The organism is Fulvimarina uroteuthidis, assembly GCF_034321785.1.
Taxonomy (GTDB): Bacteria; Pseudomonadota; Alphaproteobacteria; order Rhizobiales; family Rhizobiaceae; genus Fulvimarina; species Fulvimarina uroteuthidis.
The window spans coordinates 102520-122873 of the sequence record NZ_JAXLPB010000006.1 but is presented as its reverse complement, the minus strand read 5'-3'; the positions used below and the strand labels follow the sequence as shown (position 1 = coordinate 122873).

Here is a 20354-nt window from a genome sequence, read left to right as displayed (position 1 = left end):
ACCTCAGTAACGAGTTTGTTCGGAAGATACGGCAGCACCACTTGGGTAGACCGCTGGAGCAACCGGCTTCGACGGCATGGCAGATGGTTCGTCCCTGTCGAAGAGGAGGTGATGGAACGCTTGGAACGGGCGAGCGAGTCCCCAGCGTATAAAGCCAAGCGAGCCGCGGAAAACGCCTCTGGCCACCTGCCGGCCAGCGCGGTGCTTGCGAACAATATCGAGATCGGCAACCATCAGATTGGCGAGAGTTGCATAATGCTGGGTACCGGCTCGGAAGTTCACCCCTAGAACAAGACCTTGATCGGAGCTTGTAAACGAGCGAATCTCGATCGGGATCGACTGGAGTGTACCGCGGCCGGAGTGCGAGTTCACTAGAAGGCGCGCCCGCCGATCGTCAGGTAGGTTCGCCATGTCGGACAGTACCGTCACCTTCGCTCCACCGAGTGAAACGTCCTCGACCGAAACATCGATACGCTCGTCCCCAAAGAACAACTGCCCTTCCCGCTGGCTCGCAAGACGGGGCGTCTGACGACGCTCCATACGCTCGGTTACGACTCCCAGAGCTGCTCCGGCGACGATCAGATTGAGGAGGTTCCAGGCGCCGACAACGAGGAGCATTCCGCCGATTTCGGGTTCCGTCTGGAAGCGGTAGGCTACAACTCCAGTTGCGAAAAGAAGGACGCCAAAGATCGCAAAGTAGGGCCACGCAAGTTCGGAGAGCTGGTTGCGGTCGAGCGTCTGACCTTTTGCCGTTACGTTGAAGGTCGGACGGCGAGGGTTGAGAATGACGCTGACGATCGCGCGCAGAAGGTAGACGGACTGAACGTACTCATAAAGGTCCGACACCCAAGGCCAACGAACCCGCCCGTATAGGTAGTTACGCAAGAGTTCGCCAGCAATCAGATACGAGACTGAGTAAGCGATGAACTCATCGACCGACGCATCGAAGATTTTCAGATCGAACAAGATAAGGAGCAGCGGGGCGACAAGAAACGCGAGGCGGACGAAGGGGAAGAACCAGAACATCATGCTGGACATGTAGCAGAGCCGCTGGGGCAAGCTGAGCCCAGACCTGAACAGTGGGTTTTTCAAGAGCATGATCTGGAGCATGCCACGGCACCAGCGGGAGCGCTGTCCGATGAAGCTCGCGACGGTGTCAGGCTGAAGACCGACGACCATCGGCCGATCGACATAGAGGCTGTTCCAGCCGCGCGAATGAAGATCGAGAGCCGTCTCACAATCCTCGGTGATTGAGACACCGGAGAAGCCGCCTACCTGTTCCAGCGCACTTCGTCTCAGGACCGCTGCGGATCCGCAGAAGAAAGCGGAATTCCACTTGTCGAGACCCTTCTGGATCTGGCCGTAAAACATCTCGTTCTCAGACGGCATGTGCTGGAACGTCGAAAGGTTCCGCTCCAACGGGTCTGGATTGGCGAAAAAGTGCGGTGTTTGGACAAGGAATAATTTTCGGTCCTCGATGAAGTGTCCAACGGTTTCCCGAAGGAATTCTCGTGCCGGTGCATGATCGGCATCAAAAACGACCACGAGGTCACCGCGGGAATGAAGGAGCCCGTTGTTGAGGTTGCCCGCTTTCGCATGAACGTTTGCAGATCGGGTCAGGTAGGTGACCCCGAGTTCTGTGCAAAGGTGCTGAAGTTCGTGATGACGGTCGATCGCTGCAGACGCTGCAGCTTTGTCAGATGACAGACGTTTTTGGTCTGTGCCACCATCGTCGAGCAGAAAGATGCGAAGCTTCTCGGCCGGATAGTCCAAGCCTTTCGCCGCCGCTAGGGTCAGACTCAGAATGTCGCTGCTCTCGTTGTAAGACGGAACGAAAACGTCGACGCTTGGCAACTCCTCATCGGGGAACTGCGCTGCCCGCGGCCGTTCTATTGGATCTGCGACGACGAAGAGGCTGAGCGCCAGCATCAGCAGACAATACATTTCGGCGCCATAGAGAAGGATCGCCGGAATGAAACTGATAAGGTCGTCGGGAGACGGAATGGTCGATGTCGTTCTCCAGTAGGCGTAGCGGAAAACGACAATGGAAATGGCGGATAAGAAGACGTACCGCCAGACTCCTTCCAGTCGAATTATGTAGATCGCTGTTGCAACTGCGAGTGCCGTAGCCGCAATATTCCACTGGGCATCAACACTGACAGGCTGCTGAACCAAGATTAGAAAAGAGAGTGCGAAAAATAGCCAAGCGAAACCGCACAACCGTTTATACATATTAACGCCCTATGTTCCAGTAACAAACACGCCAATGTCTTTGCTACGCTGCGGAACAGTAAGCACGCATTCTTGTAAACAGTCAATGAACGGTAATTCGTTAATGCAGATCAAGGTAAAAACATAAAAATTTCTTTATATACACTAACTATTTAAAATCTAATGAATATTTTAAATGTACTGTTGGAGAAAGCTTCGCGACGCCGTTGGGCTATGATACCAACTCTTGCATTGGCTGACTCTGACCGGCGGATAAAGGTCTGGGCTGCCATCCACCAGGGTCCAAGTTCAGCCGGCACGGACCGCCACTTCGCCCCGTTCTCATGGCGCTAGAGGATGGCTTCGATCGTACGCCGAAGGTGCGAACTCGGGACCTTGGCATGCGGGCAACAGATCTCGGTCAGTGGCTCCAGCACAGCCCATTGCCGATCCGTCAGAATCAACGCTGTCCTTCATTGGAAAAGCGGTTGACATAGAGTCGGGATCAGGCGCTAACAGGTCCTAATCTCATTTCAATGATCACGTCGGGAATTCGTATTTGCGGATAATACCCCAAATCTGCTGGTTCGTTGACTTGATTTGTTCAAGCGAAGCATAAAACTCTTCTAGCGTTCGGGCATCGAGGCGGCGCGAGCCATCGAGCCTGATACTGTCCCTGGATTCTGAGATACGCAGATTTATGGTCATCGCCGGCTGGTTGTCGCTGTCGAAGGCGTAAAGACAGTGATTATAGTGGTTTCGAACTTTCTGACCTTTTAATAAAGCCCGCATAGCACTGAGAACGGCGTCGCGGCGCTCGGATTCGACCCGGTCCAACTTTGCCAACCGCTCTACCAGCGATATCCGCGCTCTAGACGCACCGAGTGTGAGGAAGATCACTGTTGCGGTCTCCTTATCAACGGCCGCCAATCCCGCGATTAGATGGACCAGCAGGCTTTCCGTATTTGTCCAAGTATAGTTAAGTTCGCCGATCAACCGGAGTATCTCGTCGAAACGACCGGCGGAGTTGCTGGCGGGAATATCCATGCTTGCTCTCCGTCAGGTCGTTCCTGACATCGCGATGAAATAAGAAGCGGCTTCCGTCCTGTTCGACACCTTCAGCTTGCGCATGATTTTGTGAATGTGCAGCTTGACCGTGTGTTCGGACACGCCGAGCTTTTTTGCAATAATCTTATTTGGCCTGCCCTCCGACAGAATTGCCAGCACTTCGAGTTCGCGCTGCGTGAGATGCCGCAAAGCGCCGGCACCGAAAATCCGGTCGTCGTGCGAGCCATCACGTACCTCTCGCTGCGGCGGCGCGTCCGGATGCCGTTCCGCTTTGCTATTGTAACGACCGGAATAAAGAAAACGCATGGGGACATACTCGAGACCTTCAAAAATGGCCCGCATCGCCGCCAGCCAGAGATCGAGGCGAACATCCATCGGTAGAATACTTCTGACGTAGGGCTGCGAAAAAAAGGCCGCCATTGCATCTTCACTTGGCACGCCTTCCGTCGCCAGAATGATGGTCACCTTCGGAAACCGGTCTTGAATGCCCTTCGCCTGACCCAGAACCTCCCACCCATCTGTCCCGTCCAGAACGACTAATGCATTGTGCATCGCTGTACCGTCTAGCTGGAGATCGTCGGCATCCAGGGCCGCAAATCGAATGTTCCGGTTCATAGCCGCAAGCGCGTCACGGTAACACAATGGGAATAAATTCGGCTCGGAGAGCAATATATATCGTGTACGAGTTGCTCCGTCGAAGCTATTTGTTTCGGGACCCTTGGAGTGAATGCGCGCAAGCGAACTACGCTCTCCAAATACTTGTAAAGACACCACTTTTCCTCCCCGAACTTTTCGTTAAACTCCTCGCAGTCGCAGTCGCACTCGCGGTTGCACTCGCATATTTCCTAAGCTTCGAACCATCTAATCATATTATCAGTCGCCATTCCGTAAAGATAGATAATCATTCGGCTAGTTCGCATGCCCCGGTCAGAGCCTTTGTTTAGCGCTACAGGATAATCAACCGGAGAGGAATTCGGCGTACCATACCGATTCGGTTAGCTAGCACTTGTAACTCAGACTTGACGCACATCTGTGACAAACCGAAAAATTGCTTTTTTTCAAAAGGTTGGCGGGAACGCTCCAACTTCGGCCGGCAGCCATGCGGTTATCAATCCAATTGCCGGCTTTCTCTTAGCAATATATTAAGCAAAAGTGGAGCTGCATTAAGTCTTCCATAAGGTGTACGAACTCAAGAAAGAATATCAAGAGATATTCAATCATTATCCGAAGCGCGCTTTCGTCACTGATGTTGAAGATACTGATGCTTAATCGAAACCAGGCAGCCAGATGCTACGCGAAAATGAACGCAATGCGGTGCTGTCCTTTAAACATATGAGGACGATACAATGTCTAATAAAAATAACAATAACTTCGGGATCTTCGAAGATATTGTCGACCATTTCCCGACTCAGGGTGATGACGGAGATACAATTATCTACAATAAGGATGTAGATATTGATCTGGGTGGCTGGGGACACAAGCCCGGTCAGGATCAGGATCAGGATCAGGATCAGTCCCAAGATCAAGAACAGGATCAATTCCAGGGCCAGTATCAGTTTTCGAAGTCCGACAATGAGAACGACAACGGTAACTCCAACCTCAATGCCGGTCTTAATGCCAACCTGAACGGAAACCTCAACGCCAATCACAATTCGAGCACCAACCACAACTCGAACGTCAACGAGACTAAGACCAACGTCGACGTGGATGTCGATCTTGGTCTCGATAACTTCGACCCGACCGATGATGACTTTGCCGACTTCGACATTGGTGGCAATGCCGATTTCGACAATGTGCTGTTCAATAAGGACGGCGAGGTCTCGGTTGATCCGGGCGATGATATCAGCCTCTCAGACATTCTCGACAGCGCCCTGAACGGCGACGGCAACGACAGCGCATTCGTACTCAGCCAGGATGCCCGCGTGGTCGATAATGACACGCTCGACCGGCCAACCGTCACGAATGAAGGCGGGACGTTCAATCAGAACGGTGATGCACGCGGAGGCACCGCGACGTCCGCCGACGGCATCAATGCAGGTGGTGAGGGCGGTCTTGGCGGTCGCGCCGGTGACGCTTCGGGTGCCACGGGGGGCAACGGCGGCGCTGCGCTCGGCGGCCTCGCCTTCACCCTAGGCGGCATCGGCGGACAGGCCTTCGCGGACGATGTCGAAGCCGGCGATGGTGATGATGGCGGCGATGCCGGTGCCCTGTCGGCAGCGATCGGTGCCGTTGCCGCGGGCCAGGCAAACGGCGGCAACAACAATGATGCCGACGGCGGCGAAGCGGGCGACGGTGGCGACACCGATGCGACTAGCGGTGGCGCGGGCAGCACCACAGGCGGCGATGCCGGTGATGCAGTGGCCGTAGCCGCGACGGTTCCGGTCGCCATCAGCGATCCCGACAGTGACGCAGGCGCAGGTGGCGGTGCCGGCCATGGGCTTGGCGCTCTTCTCGGCTTCAATAAAGGCGGTGACGGCGGCGATGCAGGTGCAGCCAATGTCACCGGTTCGATCGCCGAGGCGCTCGGACTGTCTGGAGCCGGCGTCGATGATGGCGGCGACAGCGGTCAGACGACCGGTGCCACCACCGGCAATGCCAACGCCGGAGCAGGCGGTGCAGGCGGTGCAGGCGGCGACACGGATGCCGGGGACGGCGTGCTGCTCGATGCGGCCTTCGGCACCGCCTATTCGCTGAACGGTGCACTCGGCGGTGCCGGCGGCGCGGGCGGCTCAGCATCCATCGACGACATCATGGCCGGCATGGGTCGTGGTGGTGACGCAGCTGGCGGTGCAGCATTTGCCGGTGCTGGCGGTGCTGGTGGTGCCGGCGGAACCGCCACGGGCGGTGCCGGTGGAGTTGGTGGCGACGGCGGCATGTGGGGCTCGAATGTCGGTGACGACAGCATCATCGAGGCAATCTCCAATGCCACGGCCGATGCCAACATCGACACCTCCGCGTTCAACCAGTCGATCGTGATGGGTGCCAACATCCTCGGCAACCAGGTCGACATGACGGTGGTCGGCGGCAACTACGACTCTACGCTCACTGGCGAAGACGACAGCTAAGTTTCGAACAGCTGAGCCTGCACTCCCCAAGCAGGCTCCCCCCTCCTGTTCGATCTCGACGGCGGGCTTTCCCCGATTTTAGAGCCCGCCGTTCTTTCAAAGATGCGGAGGCTGTCATCCGCTTCTTTCTGGCTCCCAATTTCCAGTAAACTTGGATTGTCGTGATGGATATCCGCAGCGAGGAAATTGCCCATTTTATTGGCCTCTTCGCAACGGCCGAGGAAGAAGGCCGGGCTCGATCGAGCTTCGAGAGCTTCCGCGAAGGCCTCGGCGCAAACTTTTCGGAGACCGATCTCCCACTATTTCAGGCTGACGTGCAAGACAGTTTTCTCCTCACCCTTTACCGGCCTAATGTAGAATATACGCCGCCGGAATTCTTTCTACGATCTGCTTGGACCGGACCCGGACCGGAAGCCGAACCGCCCATCGTCCCGATGCCGGACGTGTGGCAGAACTTCGGTGGGATTGTCCTAGCCGCAGACGCCTTGCCCTTCCCGTTTTACCGTCTTACCGTTTCAGGCTCCTTCAAGATGAAGTATAGCGTGGAGCCGCCGGCCGATCAGGTTGCAGTGGTCATTCTCCAGAACGCATCGCTCTTAGATGTCGACATCGTGATGTTTGGCGAGGGCATGTTCAGTGTCGGCGAGATTGTTGTGAATTTCGAGGGTTTGGAGCGGGCGATTGCAATCGCCGAGACGCTGCAGCCGTTCGATATGGAATTTGATCCACCGCAGAACGAAGCAGCGATTGCGGCGATGATCGAAGAACTGACCATGCTCGTGGACGCGATCGATGCAAACGGGACGAGCTCGGGGTCCAGCATTCGCGGTGAAGACGCATCGGGCATCTTCGTTGACGGGCTCGAAGTCACTGAAAGACCAGACCTTGCGCAAAGGCTTGCGGAACGAGACCTGACGGAACCTGAGACGATCGCTGCCGAGCCCTCGACATTCGCCAAAGGCCAGTCAACCGCCGGCGAAGGGGTCGTTGATGTAATCTCGTCATTTGAGATGGAAAGCGGTGACAACAGGCTGACGAACGAAGTCGTCCTCTACGACGCCATGCTGTCTGGGCCGAATATGTATGTCGGCGGCAATTATACGGGCGTAGATATCATTGTTCAGACCTACGTTCTGTCCGACCGCGACGTGGTGGACGGCGTTTCGTCCATGGCCGAGCGGATCGAAAACGAGGCGGTGAATGTTGCAGAGCGGCTATTCTTCTCGAACGATCCCTTCGCCGGACTGGACATGGCTTCTCTTGCGCTTCCCGTCAACTTTACCCTCGCGACCCTCGAAGGTAATTTTCTCAATCTTCAATGGATCGAGCAGACGAGCCGTCTCGTCGATGACGACTGGATCGGAGCGACCCGCACGGGTGCTGCTACCTATCTCCAGACGGGAGGCAATGGCCTTGCCAATTCCGTACGCTTGATCGAACTCGGCAAGAGCTTCGACCTGATCGTCGTCCTCGGCGACGTCTGGAAGGCCAACGTCATCTCTCAGACGAATATACTAGTCGACGAAGACCACGTCACGCGTTTCCCGGCTCAAAAGCCGGAAAAGTTGGCTCTCGAGCAGGGGGACAATCTCGTCTGGAACGAAGCATCGATCAAGCATTTCGGCGAGACGACGCTGCATCAGATGACTGGCGAAAGTAGCGCGCTTTTCGACGCCCTGAGGGACGGACCCGGCGCGGTGACACTGGATATGCTTCAAAACTCCATCTTCGCCGGGCTTGGGTCCTTGGACATCCTCTTGATAAAGGGAGACTATCTCGAGCTCGATTACATCGAGCAAACGATCATAGCATCTGACTCCGACCATCTACGGATTGATGAGAACAACGGCCCGCTCGGGGAAAACAGCTTCGAGACGGGCGGCAATACCGCGATAAATGTCGCATCTATCCTCAGATCCGGCTTTGACCAGCATGTGGAAGTCGCCGGCAGCGTCTATTCGGATGCCTTGATCCACCAAGCTGGTTTCCTCGACGATCTGGGCAGCGTTCCAACCGATCTTGCGCTCGCTGGCGATCTCGCGAGCGAAGCCGTTCTGTTTCTCGCCGACGACATGCTTCCCGGACAAACGCACGACATGCACACGGCCCAGACGATGCTGCCGTCCTTCCAAAGCACCGATGACGTGCTTCAGACTATGCTGGCTTGAGGAGTTAGTTCATGACCATGGTTGACGACCCGGTGTCCACACGCGAACGCCGCAGCCATGCGCCGAGTGCCGATTGGGACCAGCGGATGACCGCGGCTCTCGATGAATTGAGGTCGATCGCGCGCGAGGACGAGCGCGAACGTTTCGACGAAAAGGAAACATCGGTCAGAGAACATGACGCCGCCGATCAACCGACCATACGGCTTCCGCCAGGCTCTGCGTCGGCAGGCCTTAAGGCGGAACGGATGGAAGCCGGCGCGGCGAACACCAAAGCTCCGAATGCGCGCACCTTGTACGACGATCCCGTCGCCGAGAAGCCGTTGGCCGACAAGATCGAAAAGACCGGCCCGCAGACGCCGTTCTCGGCGAAAACGATCAACCTCGATCGCGGGCCGGTGCGCACGACGGACGACGGCGGCAAACCACCCTCGGGAACCGGCGGAGGCGGCGGACGCGGCGGCGGCGGCGGCGGCGGCGGCGGGACCTTTCACAAACGGCTCGGCTCGATCGATTTTTCTAAGAACCTGCGCGACGGGCTTTCGGCGATAAGGCGAAACCTCATCATCGTGATGATTTTTACCTGTGCGACAAACGTCCTCGTCCTTGCCATTCCAATCTATCTCTTCCAGATATCGGACCGCGTGCTAACCAGCCGCTCGATCGACACGCTCATGATGCTAACTTTGGTGATCGTCGGTGCCGTTCTTCTCAACGGTTTCTTCGACGCCATCCGCCGCTTTATCCTAATGCGCACGGCTGTCGAATGCGCCGTCAAGCTCGGCGCGCCCATCCTCAGCGCCGCAGCGCGCGCCTCATTACACAGCAATGGCCGGGAATATCAGACGCTCGGCGATCTCCAACAGATGCGGGCCTTTCTCACCTCTGGCACGCTCCTGTCGATGCTCGATGTCCCGTTCGCCCCGCTCTTTCTTTTGGGCATCTTTCTCGTCCATCCCGATCTGGGCGCGATCGTGGTCGTTGCAGCCCTCGGACTTCTCATTATCGCGATAATCAATCAGCGTCTGACGGCCAAGCCCTTTGCGACGGCGAACCAGCATCTGAGCCGGGCCAATCTCCATCTCGATTCGATGTCGCGCAATTCCCAGATCATCAATGCGTTGGCGATGATACCGGAAGCCGTACAGATCTGGGGCAGGGACACGGCTGCATGCCTTACCTCGCAGGTCCAGGCGCAGGACCGGAACATTGTTGCCGCCGCGATCTCCAAATCGTTCCGTCTTCTAACGCAGGTCGCGATGCTCGGCTGGGGTGCCTATCTAGCGATCGAGGGCGAGATTACCGGCGGGATGGTCATTGCAGCCTCGATCATCGCCGGCCGGGCTCTGCAACCGATCGAAGGCGCGATTGAAGGCTGGAACCAGTTCGTGCTCTCGCGCGGATCGTACAGCCGGATCGCGGCGCTACTCAAATCCTCGTCGCTTAATCTGGAACGCCTCGTCCTGCCTAATCCACAAGGACGTCTCGACGTGGAGCGTCTCCTCTATGTGCCGGACGGAACGAAACGGGTCGTCCTCAACGCCCTCACGTTCACCCTGAAGGCTGGAGACTCGCTCGCCATTATCGGCGACTCGGGCGCAGGCAAGACGACACTCGGAAAGATGTTGGTCGGCTCGATCGTGCCGACATCGGGAGCCGTACGGCTCGATCTGATGGATATTCGCAATTGGGACCAGCGCCAGTTCGGCCAGAACATCGGCTACCTTCCCCAAGACGTCCAGCTATTCCCCGGCTCTATCAAGGACAATATCGCCCGGATGCAACGGGACGCTTCAGACGAGGACATTTACCACGCCGCACAGCTCGCCGACGTCCATGAAATGATCGCCTCGCTGCCGCAGGGCTATGAGACGGTCGTTGCAGCCGACGGTGCGCCGCTCTCCGGCGGCCAGAAACAGCGCATTGCACTCGCGCGGGCGTTTTTCGGCCGGCCTCGCCTGATCGTCCTCGACGAGCCGAATTCGAACCTCGACACGGCGGGCGACATGGCGCTCGCAAGGGCGATCGAAAAAGCAAAGGCACAGGGGATAACGATCGTCACGATCACCCAAAAACCTGCGATTCTGACCAGCGTCGACAGGATCATGGTCCTGTCTCAAGGCGGGATCGCTTTGATGGGTGAACGCACGGAAGTTCTAAAAACGCTGGCCGAGCGTTCACAGGGTCCCCGCCTCGGCGGACAAGCGAGCTGATGCTAACGCTCGGCCAAAGGGCTAGACCATCGCTCTGAAGATCAGACCCCACTTCAGTCGTTTGGGAAGCGGGACGCTGTTTTCCAGTTCAACACTCTTGCAAAGGAAGATGGGAACATGCTGCGGGCAAACGACAATCAGCCGGAATGGTTTGCCGGCGTTCCACGCGGCATCGCGTTTCATACGGTGCTCGGATGCATCATGCTTGTCGGCGCTTTCGGCGGCTTCGGCGCCTGGGCTTTCTCCGCCCCGCTTGCAGCGGCCGTCATCGCACCGGGCAGCTTCGTCGCAACTGGGCAGAACAAGGTCGTCCAGCATCTCGAAGGTGGCATAATCGAGGAAATATTGGTCGAGGAAGGGGCGATCGTCGAAAAAGGCCAAGCAATTGTGAAACTCGACGAGACGAGCGCGCTTGCCAAAGATCGTCAGCTCTGGCTGAGACACGTCAGGCTCGAAGCAATCAATGCCCGCCTGCAGGCCGAATATGGCGCGCTCGAGACGATCAACTTCCCGCCGATGCTCACCAGCAACCGGGGCGATTTCGAGGTGTCCGACATTCTCGACAGCCAGCAATTGAACTTCGAGGGGGCTCGGGCCAAACTCGAAGCGGAAATCGCCCTGCTCACTCAAAACAAGGAAGCCCTCGATTTTCGCGCCGAAGGTTATCGCAAGCAAATGGCTTCCGTGGACCAACAGCTCGGCCTGCTGAAGGAAGAACTCGAAGGCAAGCTCTTCCTTCTCGACAAGGGCTATATCAATAAGGTCCAGGTCACCGCCTTAAAGCGTGCGATCGCGGAAGCCGAAGGCCAGATCGGCCGCCTCTCCTCAGAAGTCGACGAGACCGTCTCCCAAAGCGTAAAATACGACCAGCAGGTCGAGCAGGTGCTCGCGGCCTACCGCCAAGCCGCGCTGGAAGAGTTGCAGGCGATCGAGGCCGAACTCGATACGGTCCGCGAAGAACGGCACAGCACCTCGAACATTTTGAAGCGTGCTACGATCCCTGCGCCGGTCGAAGGCACAATTGTTCGCCTATATTACCATACCGCCGGCGGCGTCATTGAGAGCGGCCGTCCGATCGCGGAAATCACGCCGGCCAATGTACCGCTCATCGTCGAGGTCCAGATTCCACGCACGGACATCGACAGTGTCGAAATCGGTCAGGAGGCCATGGTGCGGCTGAGCGCGCTTAACCAGCGCACGACTCCGGTCCTCATGGGTGAAGTCTTTTATATCTCGGCCGACGCAATTCCTGATACGACGAGTGGTGTTCAGCACGAGATCTACATTGTGCGAGTCAAGTTGGCATCCTCCGAGCTCAGCCGTGTCCGCGGCTTCGCTCCGACACCGGGAATGCCCGCCGAGATCATGATTCAGACCGCCGAGCGCACCTTTTTCGAATATATCGCAAAGCCGGTGGTCGACAGCATGTCACGTGCGTTCCGCGAGAACTAGTTTCGGATGCGAACGGAGTATGAAGCATGCGCTACTCGACCCTTTCAGCTGCGCCGAATTGAAAAGAAATTGAATGGAAAATTTTTCTAGATTAATTACTTCCGCATCTAACGTGACGCGCACCGTTCGACCTGAGCAAATTGGGACTTTTGGCAGTGCATCTTCGTTATCCTTTTGGCGAATGATTCCGAATGAACTAAGATACGCATTACCAGATGTTCCCGGCGCAACCGCACTTGAAACCTTGATTCCGCAGAAACCTCGGAGTCCCAACCCCGGCATTCGCCCTGCCCCCTAATTGGAAACATAACGCACCTCAGGAGATGTCTTCGTGAGGTGCGATGAAACAAGCGCGCGTGCTCGCGGACGCGGACTTCAAGCGGTTGATGGCGGCGGTAGGGAGAAGCATACTGCTGCCCCAAATCGAATGGCGTTCATGCTGCCTTACTTCGCGGGCCTTTGGGTGGGCGGGATAGTTGGGCTAACGGTCGCTGATGTTGTCGACGGCGAGCGGCAGATCCGAGAGCAGCTTCTTTTGGTTGCTGCTATAATCAAAGGCGGTTATGCGCGGGTAGCATTTCTGAACGAAAGCCTCCGTAAGAAAATCGAACGCTATCTGACCGAATGTCCGCCGGGGGCATCGCGCTCGATGTCGACGCCATTGCGATCCACTCAGAGGACGACGTCGGCCTATTCGCAGTCCGGGAGCGCCGTGTTGCCGAAGCTGCCCCTGCCGTTGCAGCGGTTCATCATCATGATGGCGAGACCGGTGATGATGATCCCCGCGCCGAAGGCTGCCTGGCCCTCCCAGTTCTTGGTACGTGAGGCCTGCGCCTGGAGCTTTTCCCTTGCCTTTACCTGCGCCTCCGCAAGGCGCCGGTCCGTCTCGTCCTCTCGTGTCAAAATCTTGATGCCCTCATCAAGGAAGACTAGGGACGCCGTCATAATCGGCTTGTCGTCCCGGACCGCCTTGAATGCCATCGATGCAGGAAGGCTCTGGCACTGCGCCATCCGTATGCCCATCAAGCCTCGGATGATTGCAGCCAGCCTGTCGCCGCGATCCGCCCGCCGTTCTAGTTTCGCGAAGCTGATAGGCGCCTTCGCCGATAGTTCCGGATCGTAGAAGTCCTTCATCTCGACCTTCACACCGATCGCCACTGGGCGCCTCGCTTGAATGTCGAACCGGATCTCTGGCTCTCCAGCGCACATCTCGCCCACCAGCCGTGGGGAGATGGTATTATAGATGATCGGGTATTCCCCCGCCGTGGGCGGCGTCGGGATGCGGTCACAGTTCCTATTCAAATCGGAAAAAATGGGCGGCTCCATCACTACGGACAGGAACTTGCTGTCAAGGCGGGGGGGGAGTCTTCCAACGCATGGCGCATCTGGTGGACGATTCTGCTGGTGTCCGGAGCCCCCTCATCTCGCCCCCCTTGAGGGCATTCATGAGTTCGCGGTAGCCACCCATAATGACTTGATTATGCTGGTAGTAGCGTGGCCAATTCCGGGAACACTCTTCGCCATCACACAGATATCCGAGTCCGCAGGCTGGGCCTGGACTGGATCTCCGGAGGCCACCAGGGTGAAGGCGACAGAAAAAGCCAACGAACGAAAAGACAAACTGGCCAAAAACATGAGCAGATCCTGTTATCACAAAGACATATATCATAGAAAAATCCCGAATATTTAAAAATATATTTAAAATAGAACAGTAATTTATATGAGTTCGACGGACATGAACCCGGACAAGCTTTTGGTTAAGCACATAAGGAGCGGCAGTCCAACGGACCTGTGCGTTCTCGTGCTCCGTCGTTAGGTCACGGCAGAACCTCGACGCGCATTTCAAACGGCACCTCGGACGTGGTAGGGGATAGCTGCCAAACCTCAAGCCGATACGTGCCACGGCGGGTCTTGAATTCCAGATCCTCCCTCATGTCGCCTACGCCGGGTACCGTGACGGCCACGTTGCCGTCCGACCGGAAGCGAATCCGCGCGGTCTGTCCGTCTCCGACATCGATCGAGTAGCAGATCCCTGACGGCAACGGGTCCCTGGGATCCTCCGGCGGAGCCACCCCGCGCACTACAGCGGATGTCGCCCCCGTCTCGAATTTCAACGGGGTACAATTTTCCCTCGCAGCGGCGGTCGAAACCCAGACGCCCGCCGCCCAGGTGGCGTATGCGAGCACCGCAATTCGGAAGCTAAATGTCGTCATTGCGGCTATCCACTCGATCCGCTTGCCATTTCGGTAAAGCGCCCCAACCCTCTCAGTCTAACGCAATTACGAGCAGTATAGCAGGAAAAGCTCCGCAGCGATAGGCGCAACAAAGGCGGTGCATGCGTGAGGGCAGTGAACGACAATTGATCTTCGATTACATCTGGCAGAAATTTTGGTTTGTATTAAATTGCCTTATTGTAGCGATGCTCGTATGCCAGGCCAGCGGGATTGCCGTGCATTTAAGGTGAAAGGTGTTCCAGCTTCAGCATAGGGAGTTGGGCTAGTCGTTCTGTTCTTTGGAGGTGTCGATGCGCAGCGTGAATGGGTTTCTCTCGTTAGCTTTCATCGTAGCGGTGGGTTTGCTAACTCCGAGCCATCCTAGCGCGGCACAGTCACTGGACGTGCCGTTTGTCGTCCTTCCCGATCGGGAAATCGCCGGCTGCGCTAGCAGCGTCGTCGCTGGACTTGATCCAAACGGAGACGGCTTCCTCGCTGTCCGTACAGGCCCGGGGACACAGTACCGGAAGATCGGCGAGGTCTATAATGGAGAGATCGTGGGCACCTGCGACGCTCGTGGAGCTTGGGTGGCGATCATCCATGGCCCCTCTAAGAAGCGGGGTTGGGTGCATGGCGGTTGGCTCCGTGACCTAGCCGGCTGATGCTCTGAGCTCTCAATATTAGCTGCAGACACGAATGCCTTTTGCAGTGCCGAGCCCGCAGGGCCGACTTAATCGTCAAGCTTAAGAGATGCGAACTGCGGGAACGGTGTCCCGCTGTGTGGTGTAGCCGTCGGCGTTGGCCGCGCGGCCTCGGCCCCGCCCGATTGAAGAGCACGCCAAGGCTGGCAGGCTGACGAGGGGATTGTTCGGTTAGGTAATTGTGCAGCCATGTCTGACCAGCCGTTGGTGGCCCAATAGAGTATGGAAGTAACATAAGGAAATGCACATTCTCTGACATTCCGTCCGATCGGCGGCGCAAGTTGTTGATCCTGCTGACGTCTTGCTGCTCGCGTCTGAGCGGTCGCCCTCCCCGTCAAACGGAAACATAATGGAAAGCACGGACAGAGGCTTTTCGTGAGGTTTCGGTGAAGCAAGCGCGGGTTTTGACGGACCAGGAGTTTCGTCGACTTTTGGCGGTGATCGCGCAGAGCCGACACGGCGCGCGCAATCGGCTCGCCCTGATGCTGTCGTATCAGGCAGGTTTGCGCGTCGGGGAGATTGCCGCGCTGAAGCTTGCCGATGTCATCGACAGAGACGGCGGGGTTCGGGATCAAATCCGTCTCTGCGCGGCCGTCACCAAGGGCGGGCATGCGAGGGTCGTATTCGTGAACGATCGCCTCCGAAGGGAAATAGCGTCGTTCGTGAATGGGATGCATGAGAACGCGGACCGATCCGCGCCCCTGCTGGTCACGCAGAAGCAAACGGGTTTCTCTGCGAATACGCTGTGCCAGTTGATGGCGCGGCTCTACGGGGAAGCTGGATTGGACGGCGCGACCAGCCATAGCGGCCGGAGATGGTTCATCACGCGGCTTGCCCATTCCGGGGTCAGCGCGAAGGTCATCATGACGCTGGCCGGTCACAAGCACCTGGGCACCACCCAGCGCTATATCGACGTGAACGACGACATGATGCGCGCGGCTGTCTCGATACTATGACACGTTACTCAATTTTTCGTTCGCAGCCAGGATCTTTTGAACTCCTTGATGGGAGATATCGAATCCTCTTTTTTTTAGCGCATCGCTAACCGCGCGGAGCGATTTGCCGTTTGACCTCATGGTAAGCATGAGTCGTATTATCTCCTGCTCCGACGGGTTCTCAACTAAATTTAGTGACTCGTCGACATCCCAGCCAAAAGGTCGCCTTCCACCTAGATACTTTCCTTCAGCCCTAAGGCGGTCCTTTGTATGCTGTTGATATCCAATCTTCGATCTTCCTGAATAGACATACATCATAGCTAGTAGTGAGTTGAATCCGCGGAGCTTAATCTCTCTCAGTTCGACTATAAATCGCATATCTTTGAACGTAATGCAAGCAGAAATTTCTTCAGAGATCTCCTTTGGATTTCTTCCGACTAGCAAGGTATTATATACAAGCAAGATCTCGTCGTTTTTTGAACTGAAAAACCGTCTTAAACTCTTTCTTTTTGCAATGGGTGGTGTTGTCTGTTCTATCACTTCAGAAATTTCTTCGATAATTTCAATATGATGATCAATTGCGTAGGTTTTAATCTCTTCAAATTGTTTTTCTACCGTGGGTAAGTATCCGGACTCATCCCCCTCGATCCATGCTGCATAAGCATACGCTCGTGCTCTCATACGATTCTAGCTCCGTTGGTTTCGGAGGCGATCCAATCGCATCCGCCGCCGCTCCGTTCTAAATTCGAAACGTCGTGCAGTCGAATTGAATTCGGGGGTTCAGAAATGTTTGTCTACTAATCAATTATCATATGGACAATCATCAGGTTTCGGGCCTAATATCAGGTCGAGGACGAGATTCGACAGGAAGCTCACCTCCTTTTTGTAAACCCTTCGATCATCATGGAGACATTATGGCTAGCCAAGTAAGGCATATCCTTGCAGCATTCCCACAAGGGAATCTTATCCCACTCGACCTCGCCGCTGGTCTGAAGGTCCTTCCAGACGGTCGCGTCATCATCATTGACAGCAACAACGATGTGTTGATCATGTTCGATCCGGCCGATTTTGAAGGCGTTGAGCGCTCGCTCGTTCTTGAAACGCTTCGGCGTTTGCTGACGGCAATTTCGAGAGGAAAGGTTGTAGAACTGCCCGAATGGTTGCAGTAGTTTGACCCTTATACCCGGCGGCGATCTTCGCCGCCGGGCTTTCAAAACGCTGGTGTAAGTCTCCCATTGGGGCTCTTTACCCGACTACACCACCGCCGATCCCCTCCCCCGTTTCCTCGAGGTCATCATGCCCAATCGTATCGCGGCTCCGCGCGACACGTCCGATCCCGCACGTCCAAAACTGGTTGCCGAGGTCGGCATAGATGCGGAATGGGTTACACGTTCGGATCCACTTGGCGAAAACCCATACAACCAGATCCTTAGCTATCAGGCAGTGCTTCATCACGCCGGTCATCGCGTCCCGCTCGTCGTCTACCCTTCCGGCTCCACCAAGCGACATCGTCTCTCCCTCAATGCCCTCTTGAAGCGTCTGGTTCGTCTCGCCATCACAAAACGGGTGCTGCCGGGCTTGCCGGATCGGGTCGAGATCTACGCTCATTTCCTTCGAGCCGATCTCACAACGTTTACGGATTTCTGGCCCCGAAAACGAGAGTTCGATGGTTTCGGCCGAACGTTTACGGCTCGCTCAATTCGGGAAGTCATCGATGTCTCTGATGAAGACCTTCAGGGACGCCGTCACAGTTCCGAAGCCGTGTTTTTCCGCCAGGGGAAGAAGCCTCCGCACATCATGCTGTGCCGGTTTATCGACACCATGTTGTTGACGCCGGGCCGAGCCGGATTGGCTATCGCGGCGAATATCATCGGCATGGAGAAAGTGTCGCTACCCGCCGGTTATACGATCGACCGAATGGATCGGCTTCTCAAAAACGACAAAGCCGCGTTCGAACGCTACGCCCTGCACGACGCGGAGATTGCCTTGGAATATGGTCTTCGAATCAAACGCATGATGACCGACGCGGGTCTGCGGCGACTGCCCACGACACTCGCTTCCGCGGGGATCGGCCTTCTGAAGTTGAAGAGCCGAGAAGCCGGCATCGATCTCAACAAAGCTCTCGGTCTGGAGGTCGTGGCTAAAACCGAGTTTCACGAGGGCACAGGGAAATACCGTACGAGAAAGACCGTCGAGGCTTCATTCGAGCGTCAGATTTACGAGGAGTTCGCGGCCATCGCCTATCAAGGCGGTCGGGGTGAGAGCTACTGGTTCGGTCCGACGCCCGTCGGCGTGTTCCACGACTATGACTTGCCCGGCGCTTACACCACCGCGATGTGCGCGCTCCGTGCTCTCGATTACGAGAACGCTCGCTGGACCAGGCATGTGGACGATTTCGGCCCCTTCACCGTGTCCGCCGTTCGCGTGAAATTTCGCTTTTCGTCGGACACCCGGTTTCCCTGTCTCCCTGTCCGTGTTCGAGAAACCCTTGTCTTCCCGCTCGAAGGTATCAGCGTCTGTACGGGGCCGGAAGTCTTTCTTGCCCGATCAATGGGTGCCGAACTTGAGATCATTCAGGGCCTCATCATTCCGAACGCCGACACGTTTCCCATCTTCGGCAGCTTCGCCAAGCATGTGAGCGAGGAGCGTCGACGCGCGGGCAAGGGAACGTTCGCCGAGAAGATCTGGAAGGAAATCGGCAACAGCGTTTACGGGAAGCTTGCCCAAGGCGTGAAGCAGAAGCGAGTCTTCGATCCTCGGCGCGGCCGATACAATGAGATGCCGCCCTCAGCGATCACTGCAGCGTTTCCCGCGGCATTCGTCACCGGTTTCATTCGTGCGGTTCTGGGCGAAATCCTGAACGGTGTTTCCAAGGATCGGCTCGTCGTCAGCGCGACCACGGATGGGCTTCTCACGAACGCGCCGTTCAGCGAGCTTGTTCTCGATGGCCCGCTCTGTATGGCTTTCCGCCGCCTTCGCATGGACACGTTCGGTACCGACGACATACTCGAAGAGAAGCATCGGGTTCGCCAAGTGGTCGCATTGAAGACTCGTGGGCAGCTGACGGGTCAGTCCGAGCCGGGTCATCCGATCGTGCTGGCCAAAGCCGGGGTCAAACCGGACGTGCCGTCGGACCAGCACAACGAATACATGCTGCGGTTGTTTCTGGATCGCGAACCCGACCAGCGTCATCACCAGCACTCGCTGATTGGCCTGCAGGAGCAATGGAAGACTGAAAGCGATCTCGTGGCTGTCACTCGCCACGTACGATTGAACCTCGAATACGATTTTAAACGCCGCCCCCATGAGATCACGGAAAATTCCGTTCGTCTTCCCGGTCCCTTGTTTATGCTCAAACCCAATGCGGGTGCGTCCACGGCAATCGCCGATCCTCTCGTGCGAACCCATGTGGCATTCGACACCGTGCCGTTCGCCACCGCCGATGAGGCTTTCACCGCGATGGAGCGCTTTCGAGGTTGGACCAGAAGCTACAAGCGAGTCTTGAAGACCCCAGCCGATGTCGCCGCGTGGCAGGCCTACCAAACCCTCATCGACTCGACTTCGGAGATCGAAGGCGTAGGTATTCGATCCGATGGCTCTTACGGTCATCTGTACCGTCAATTCCTGCGCGCGCTGGTTCGTGACGAATGGGGGCTCGGCTTGGACGGCCGCAGCTATCAGGATGTCGTGGATTGGCTGCGAGATCGGGGGTTCGAAAGCTCGCGAGACGATTTTAAGAACGCCAAGCGGAAGGGCGCGAAGCTGGCACCGCAGAGCATCGTGGTGGATGAGGACACGATACCGCTGTTGCAGGCCATCGCCGGTGAGTTCACTGACATGGATCTCGTCGCGATGATCCATCCAGATCACTTGGAACGGGCATATGAAGCTTTGAATCTCAAACCGTGGTAAGCGTTTAACAGGATCTGCCGAAGGCAGATCCTGTTCAGACTCTCGCTCCGGCTAGAGGCTCGTGGGTCCTACTTTTTCTGTTTCCACCTTCAATCGAGTTAGTGTCACTCGATACGAGATCCGACGAAACATCTCCTCATCGAGTTGCCCGACGAGTTCCAAAAGCTCGTGGGCATTCTGGCCCCGCTCCATGTGAAGGGCGACCCTCAGAACCCGCGTATTGAGCTCAAGCATCGTACCGATGGCGGGCTCGCGCTGGGTTGCAATGAGGTTCGAATAATACCGAGAGCTCCGACCCAACCAGACCGTCGAGAAGTGAACCTGACTGTGGGTGAAGCCGCCGTCGCGAAGGCGTTGGTAGACGTGATGGATCATGAAGTGCTCCTTTTGGCTTATTTAGCCGAGACCTTGGAGCCTAC

At 56.6% G+C, this 20354-nt stretch carries 15 protein-coding genes and 1 pseudogene; 8 read left to right on the top strand and 8 right to left on the bottom strand.

All coding sequences use genetic code 11. The features are described from left to right. Window positions 1–3 precede the first annotated feature (3 nt). The 4 genes and pseudogenes from bcsA to U0C82_RS16715 form a co-directional block, all read right to left on the bottom strand. Entirely contained in the window at window positions 4–2232 is a 2229-nt protein-coding gene (gene bcsA, locus U0C82_RS16730) for a UDP-forming cellulose synthase catalytic subunit (RefSeq protein WP_322188699.1), read from the bottom strand. 248 nt (window positions 2233–2480) lie between these two features. Next, window positions 2481–2672: pseudogene (locus U0C82_RS16725) on the bottom strand (transposase); the annotation flags it as partial. Window positions 2673–2751: 79 nt separating this feature from the next. After that, window positions 2752–3258, bottom strand: coding sequence for a hypothetical protein (locus U0C82_RS16720; protein ID WP_322188697.1), 507 nt, complete (start codon window positions 3256–3258; stop codon window positions 2752–2754). Window positions 3259–3270: 12 nt separating this feature from the next. After that, window positions 3271–4050 carry a helix-turn-helix domain-containing protein gene (locus tag U0C82_RS16715; RefSeq protein ID WP_322188695.1) on the bottom strand — a complete coding sequence of 260 codons (780 nt, stop codon included), beginning with the start codon at window positions 4048–4050 and terminating at the stop codon, window positions 3271–3273. 575 nt (window positions 4051–4625) lie between these two features. Between U0C82_RS16715 and U0C82_RS16710 the strand changes: the two genes are divergently transcribed. The 4 genes from U0C82_RS16710 to U0C82_RS16695 all read left to right on the top strand — a co-directional run bounded on the left by U0C82_RS16710 (window position 4626) and on the right by U0C82_RS16695 (window position 12174). Continuing rightward, the gene (locus tag U0C82_RS16710; protein WP_322188693.1) at window positions 4626–6344 is read left to right on the top strand and encodes a hypothetical protein; all 1719 of its coding nucleotides are present in this window, start codon (window positions 4626–4628) and stop codon (window positions 6342–6344) included. Between the two features lie 164 nt (window positions 6345–6508). Further along, a complete protein-coding gene (locus U0C82_RS16705; RefSeq protein ID WP_322188691.1) occupies window positions 6509–8512 on the top strand; it encodes a hypothetical protein in 2004 nt (667 codons plus the stop codon). Between the two features lie 86 nt (window positions 8513–8598). Further along, entirely contained in the window at window positions 8599–10722 is a 2124-nt protein-coding gene (locus U0C82_RS16700) for a type I secretion system permease/ATPase (RefSeq protein ID WP_416186708.1), read from the top strand. A 117-nt stretch (window positions 10723–10839) separates the two neighbouring features. Then, window positions 10840–12174 carry an HlyD family type I secretion periplasmic adaptor subunit gene (locus U0C82_RS16695; protein WP_322188687.1) on the top strand — a complete coding sequence of 445 codons (1335 nt, stop codon included), beginning with the start codon at window positions 10840–10842 and terminating at the stop codon, window positions 12172–12174. 690 nt (window positions 12175–12864) lie between these two features. On the opposite strand, the gene U0C82_RS16690 is transcribed toward U0C82_RS16695, so the two are convergent. After that, complete coding sequence (locus tag U0C82_RS16690; protein WP_322188685.1) at window positions 12865–13503, bottom strand: hypothetical protein; 639 nt, start codon at window positions 13501–13503, stop codon at window positions 12865–12867. Between the two features lie 488 nt (window positions 13504–13991). Further along, entirely contained in the window at window positions 13992–14387 is a 396-nt protein-coding gene (locus U0C82_RS16685) for a hypothetical protein (protein WP_322188683.1), read from the bottom strand. 311 nt (window positions 14388–14698) lie between these two features. Here U0C82_RS16685 and U0C82_RS16680 point away from each other — a divergent pair, with 311 nt between their 5' ends. Both U0C82_RS16680 and U0C82_RS16675 read left to right on the top strand, forming a co-directional pair. Next, window positions 14699–15049: an SH3 domain-containing protein gene (locus tag U0C82_RS16680; protein ID WP_322188681.1), complete on the top strand. Its 351-nt coding sequence runs from the start codon at window positions 14699–14701 to the stop codon at window positions 15047–15049. 425 nt (window positions 15050–15474) lie between these two features. Then, window positions 15475–16044 carry a tyrosine-type recombinase/integrase gene (locus tag U0C82_RS16675; RefSeq protein ID WP_322188679.1) on the top strand — a complete coding sequence of 190 codons (570 nt, stop codon included), beginning with the start codon at window positions 15475–15477 and terminating at the stop codon, window positions 16042–16044. On the opposite strand, the gene U0C82_RS16670 is transcribed toward U0C82_RS16675, so the two are convergent. Continuing rightward, a complete protein-coding gene (locus U0C82_RS16670) occupies window positions 16039–16704 on the bottom strand; it encodes a serine integrase family protein (protein ID WP_322188677.1) in 666 nt (221 codons plus the stop codon). The genes U0C82_RS16675 and U0C82_RS16670 overlap by 6 nt on opposite strands. Before the next feature lie 233 nt (window positions 16705–16937). On the opposite strand from U0C82_RS16670, the gene U0C82_RS16665 reads away from it, so the two are divergent. Then, complete coding sequence (locus U0C82_RS16665; RefSeq protein ID WP_322188675.1) at window positions 16938–17192, top strand: hypothetical protein; 255 nt, start codon at window positions 16938–16940, stop codon at window positions 17190–17192. A gap of 127 nt (window positions 17193–17319) precedes the next feature. Beyond that, window positions 17320–19935, top strand: coding sequence for a hypothetical protein (locus tag U0C82_RS16660; RefSeq protein WP_322188673.1), 2616 nt, complete (start codon window positions 17320–17322; stop codon window positions 19933–19935). Between the two features lie 51 nt (window positions 19936–19986). Here U0C82_RS16660 and U0C82_RS16655 read toward each other — a convergent pair whose 3' ends face one another. After that, window positions 19987–20310 (bottom strand): DUF6626 family protein, encoded by a 324-nt coding sequence (locus tag U0C82_RS16655; RefSeq protein ID WP_322188671.1) that lies wholly within the window; start codon window positions 20308–20310, stop codon window positions 19987–19989. Window positions 20311–20354: the final 44 nt, after the last annotated feature.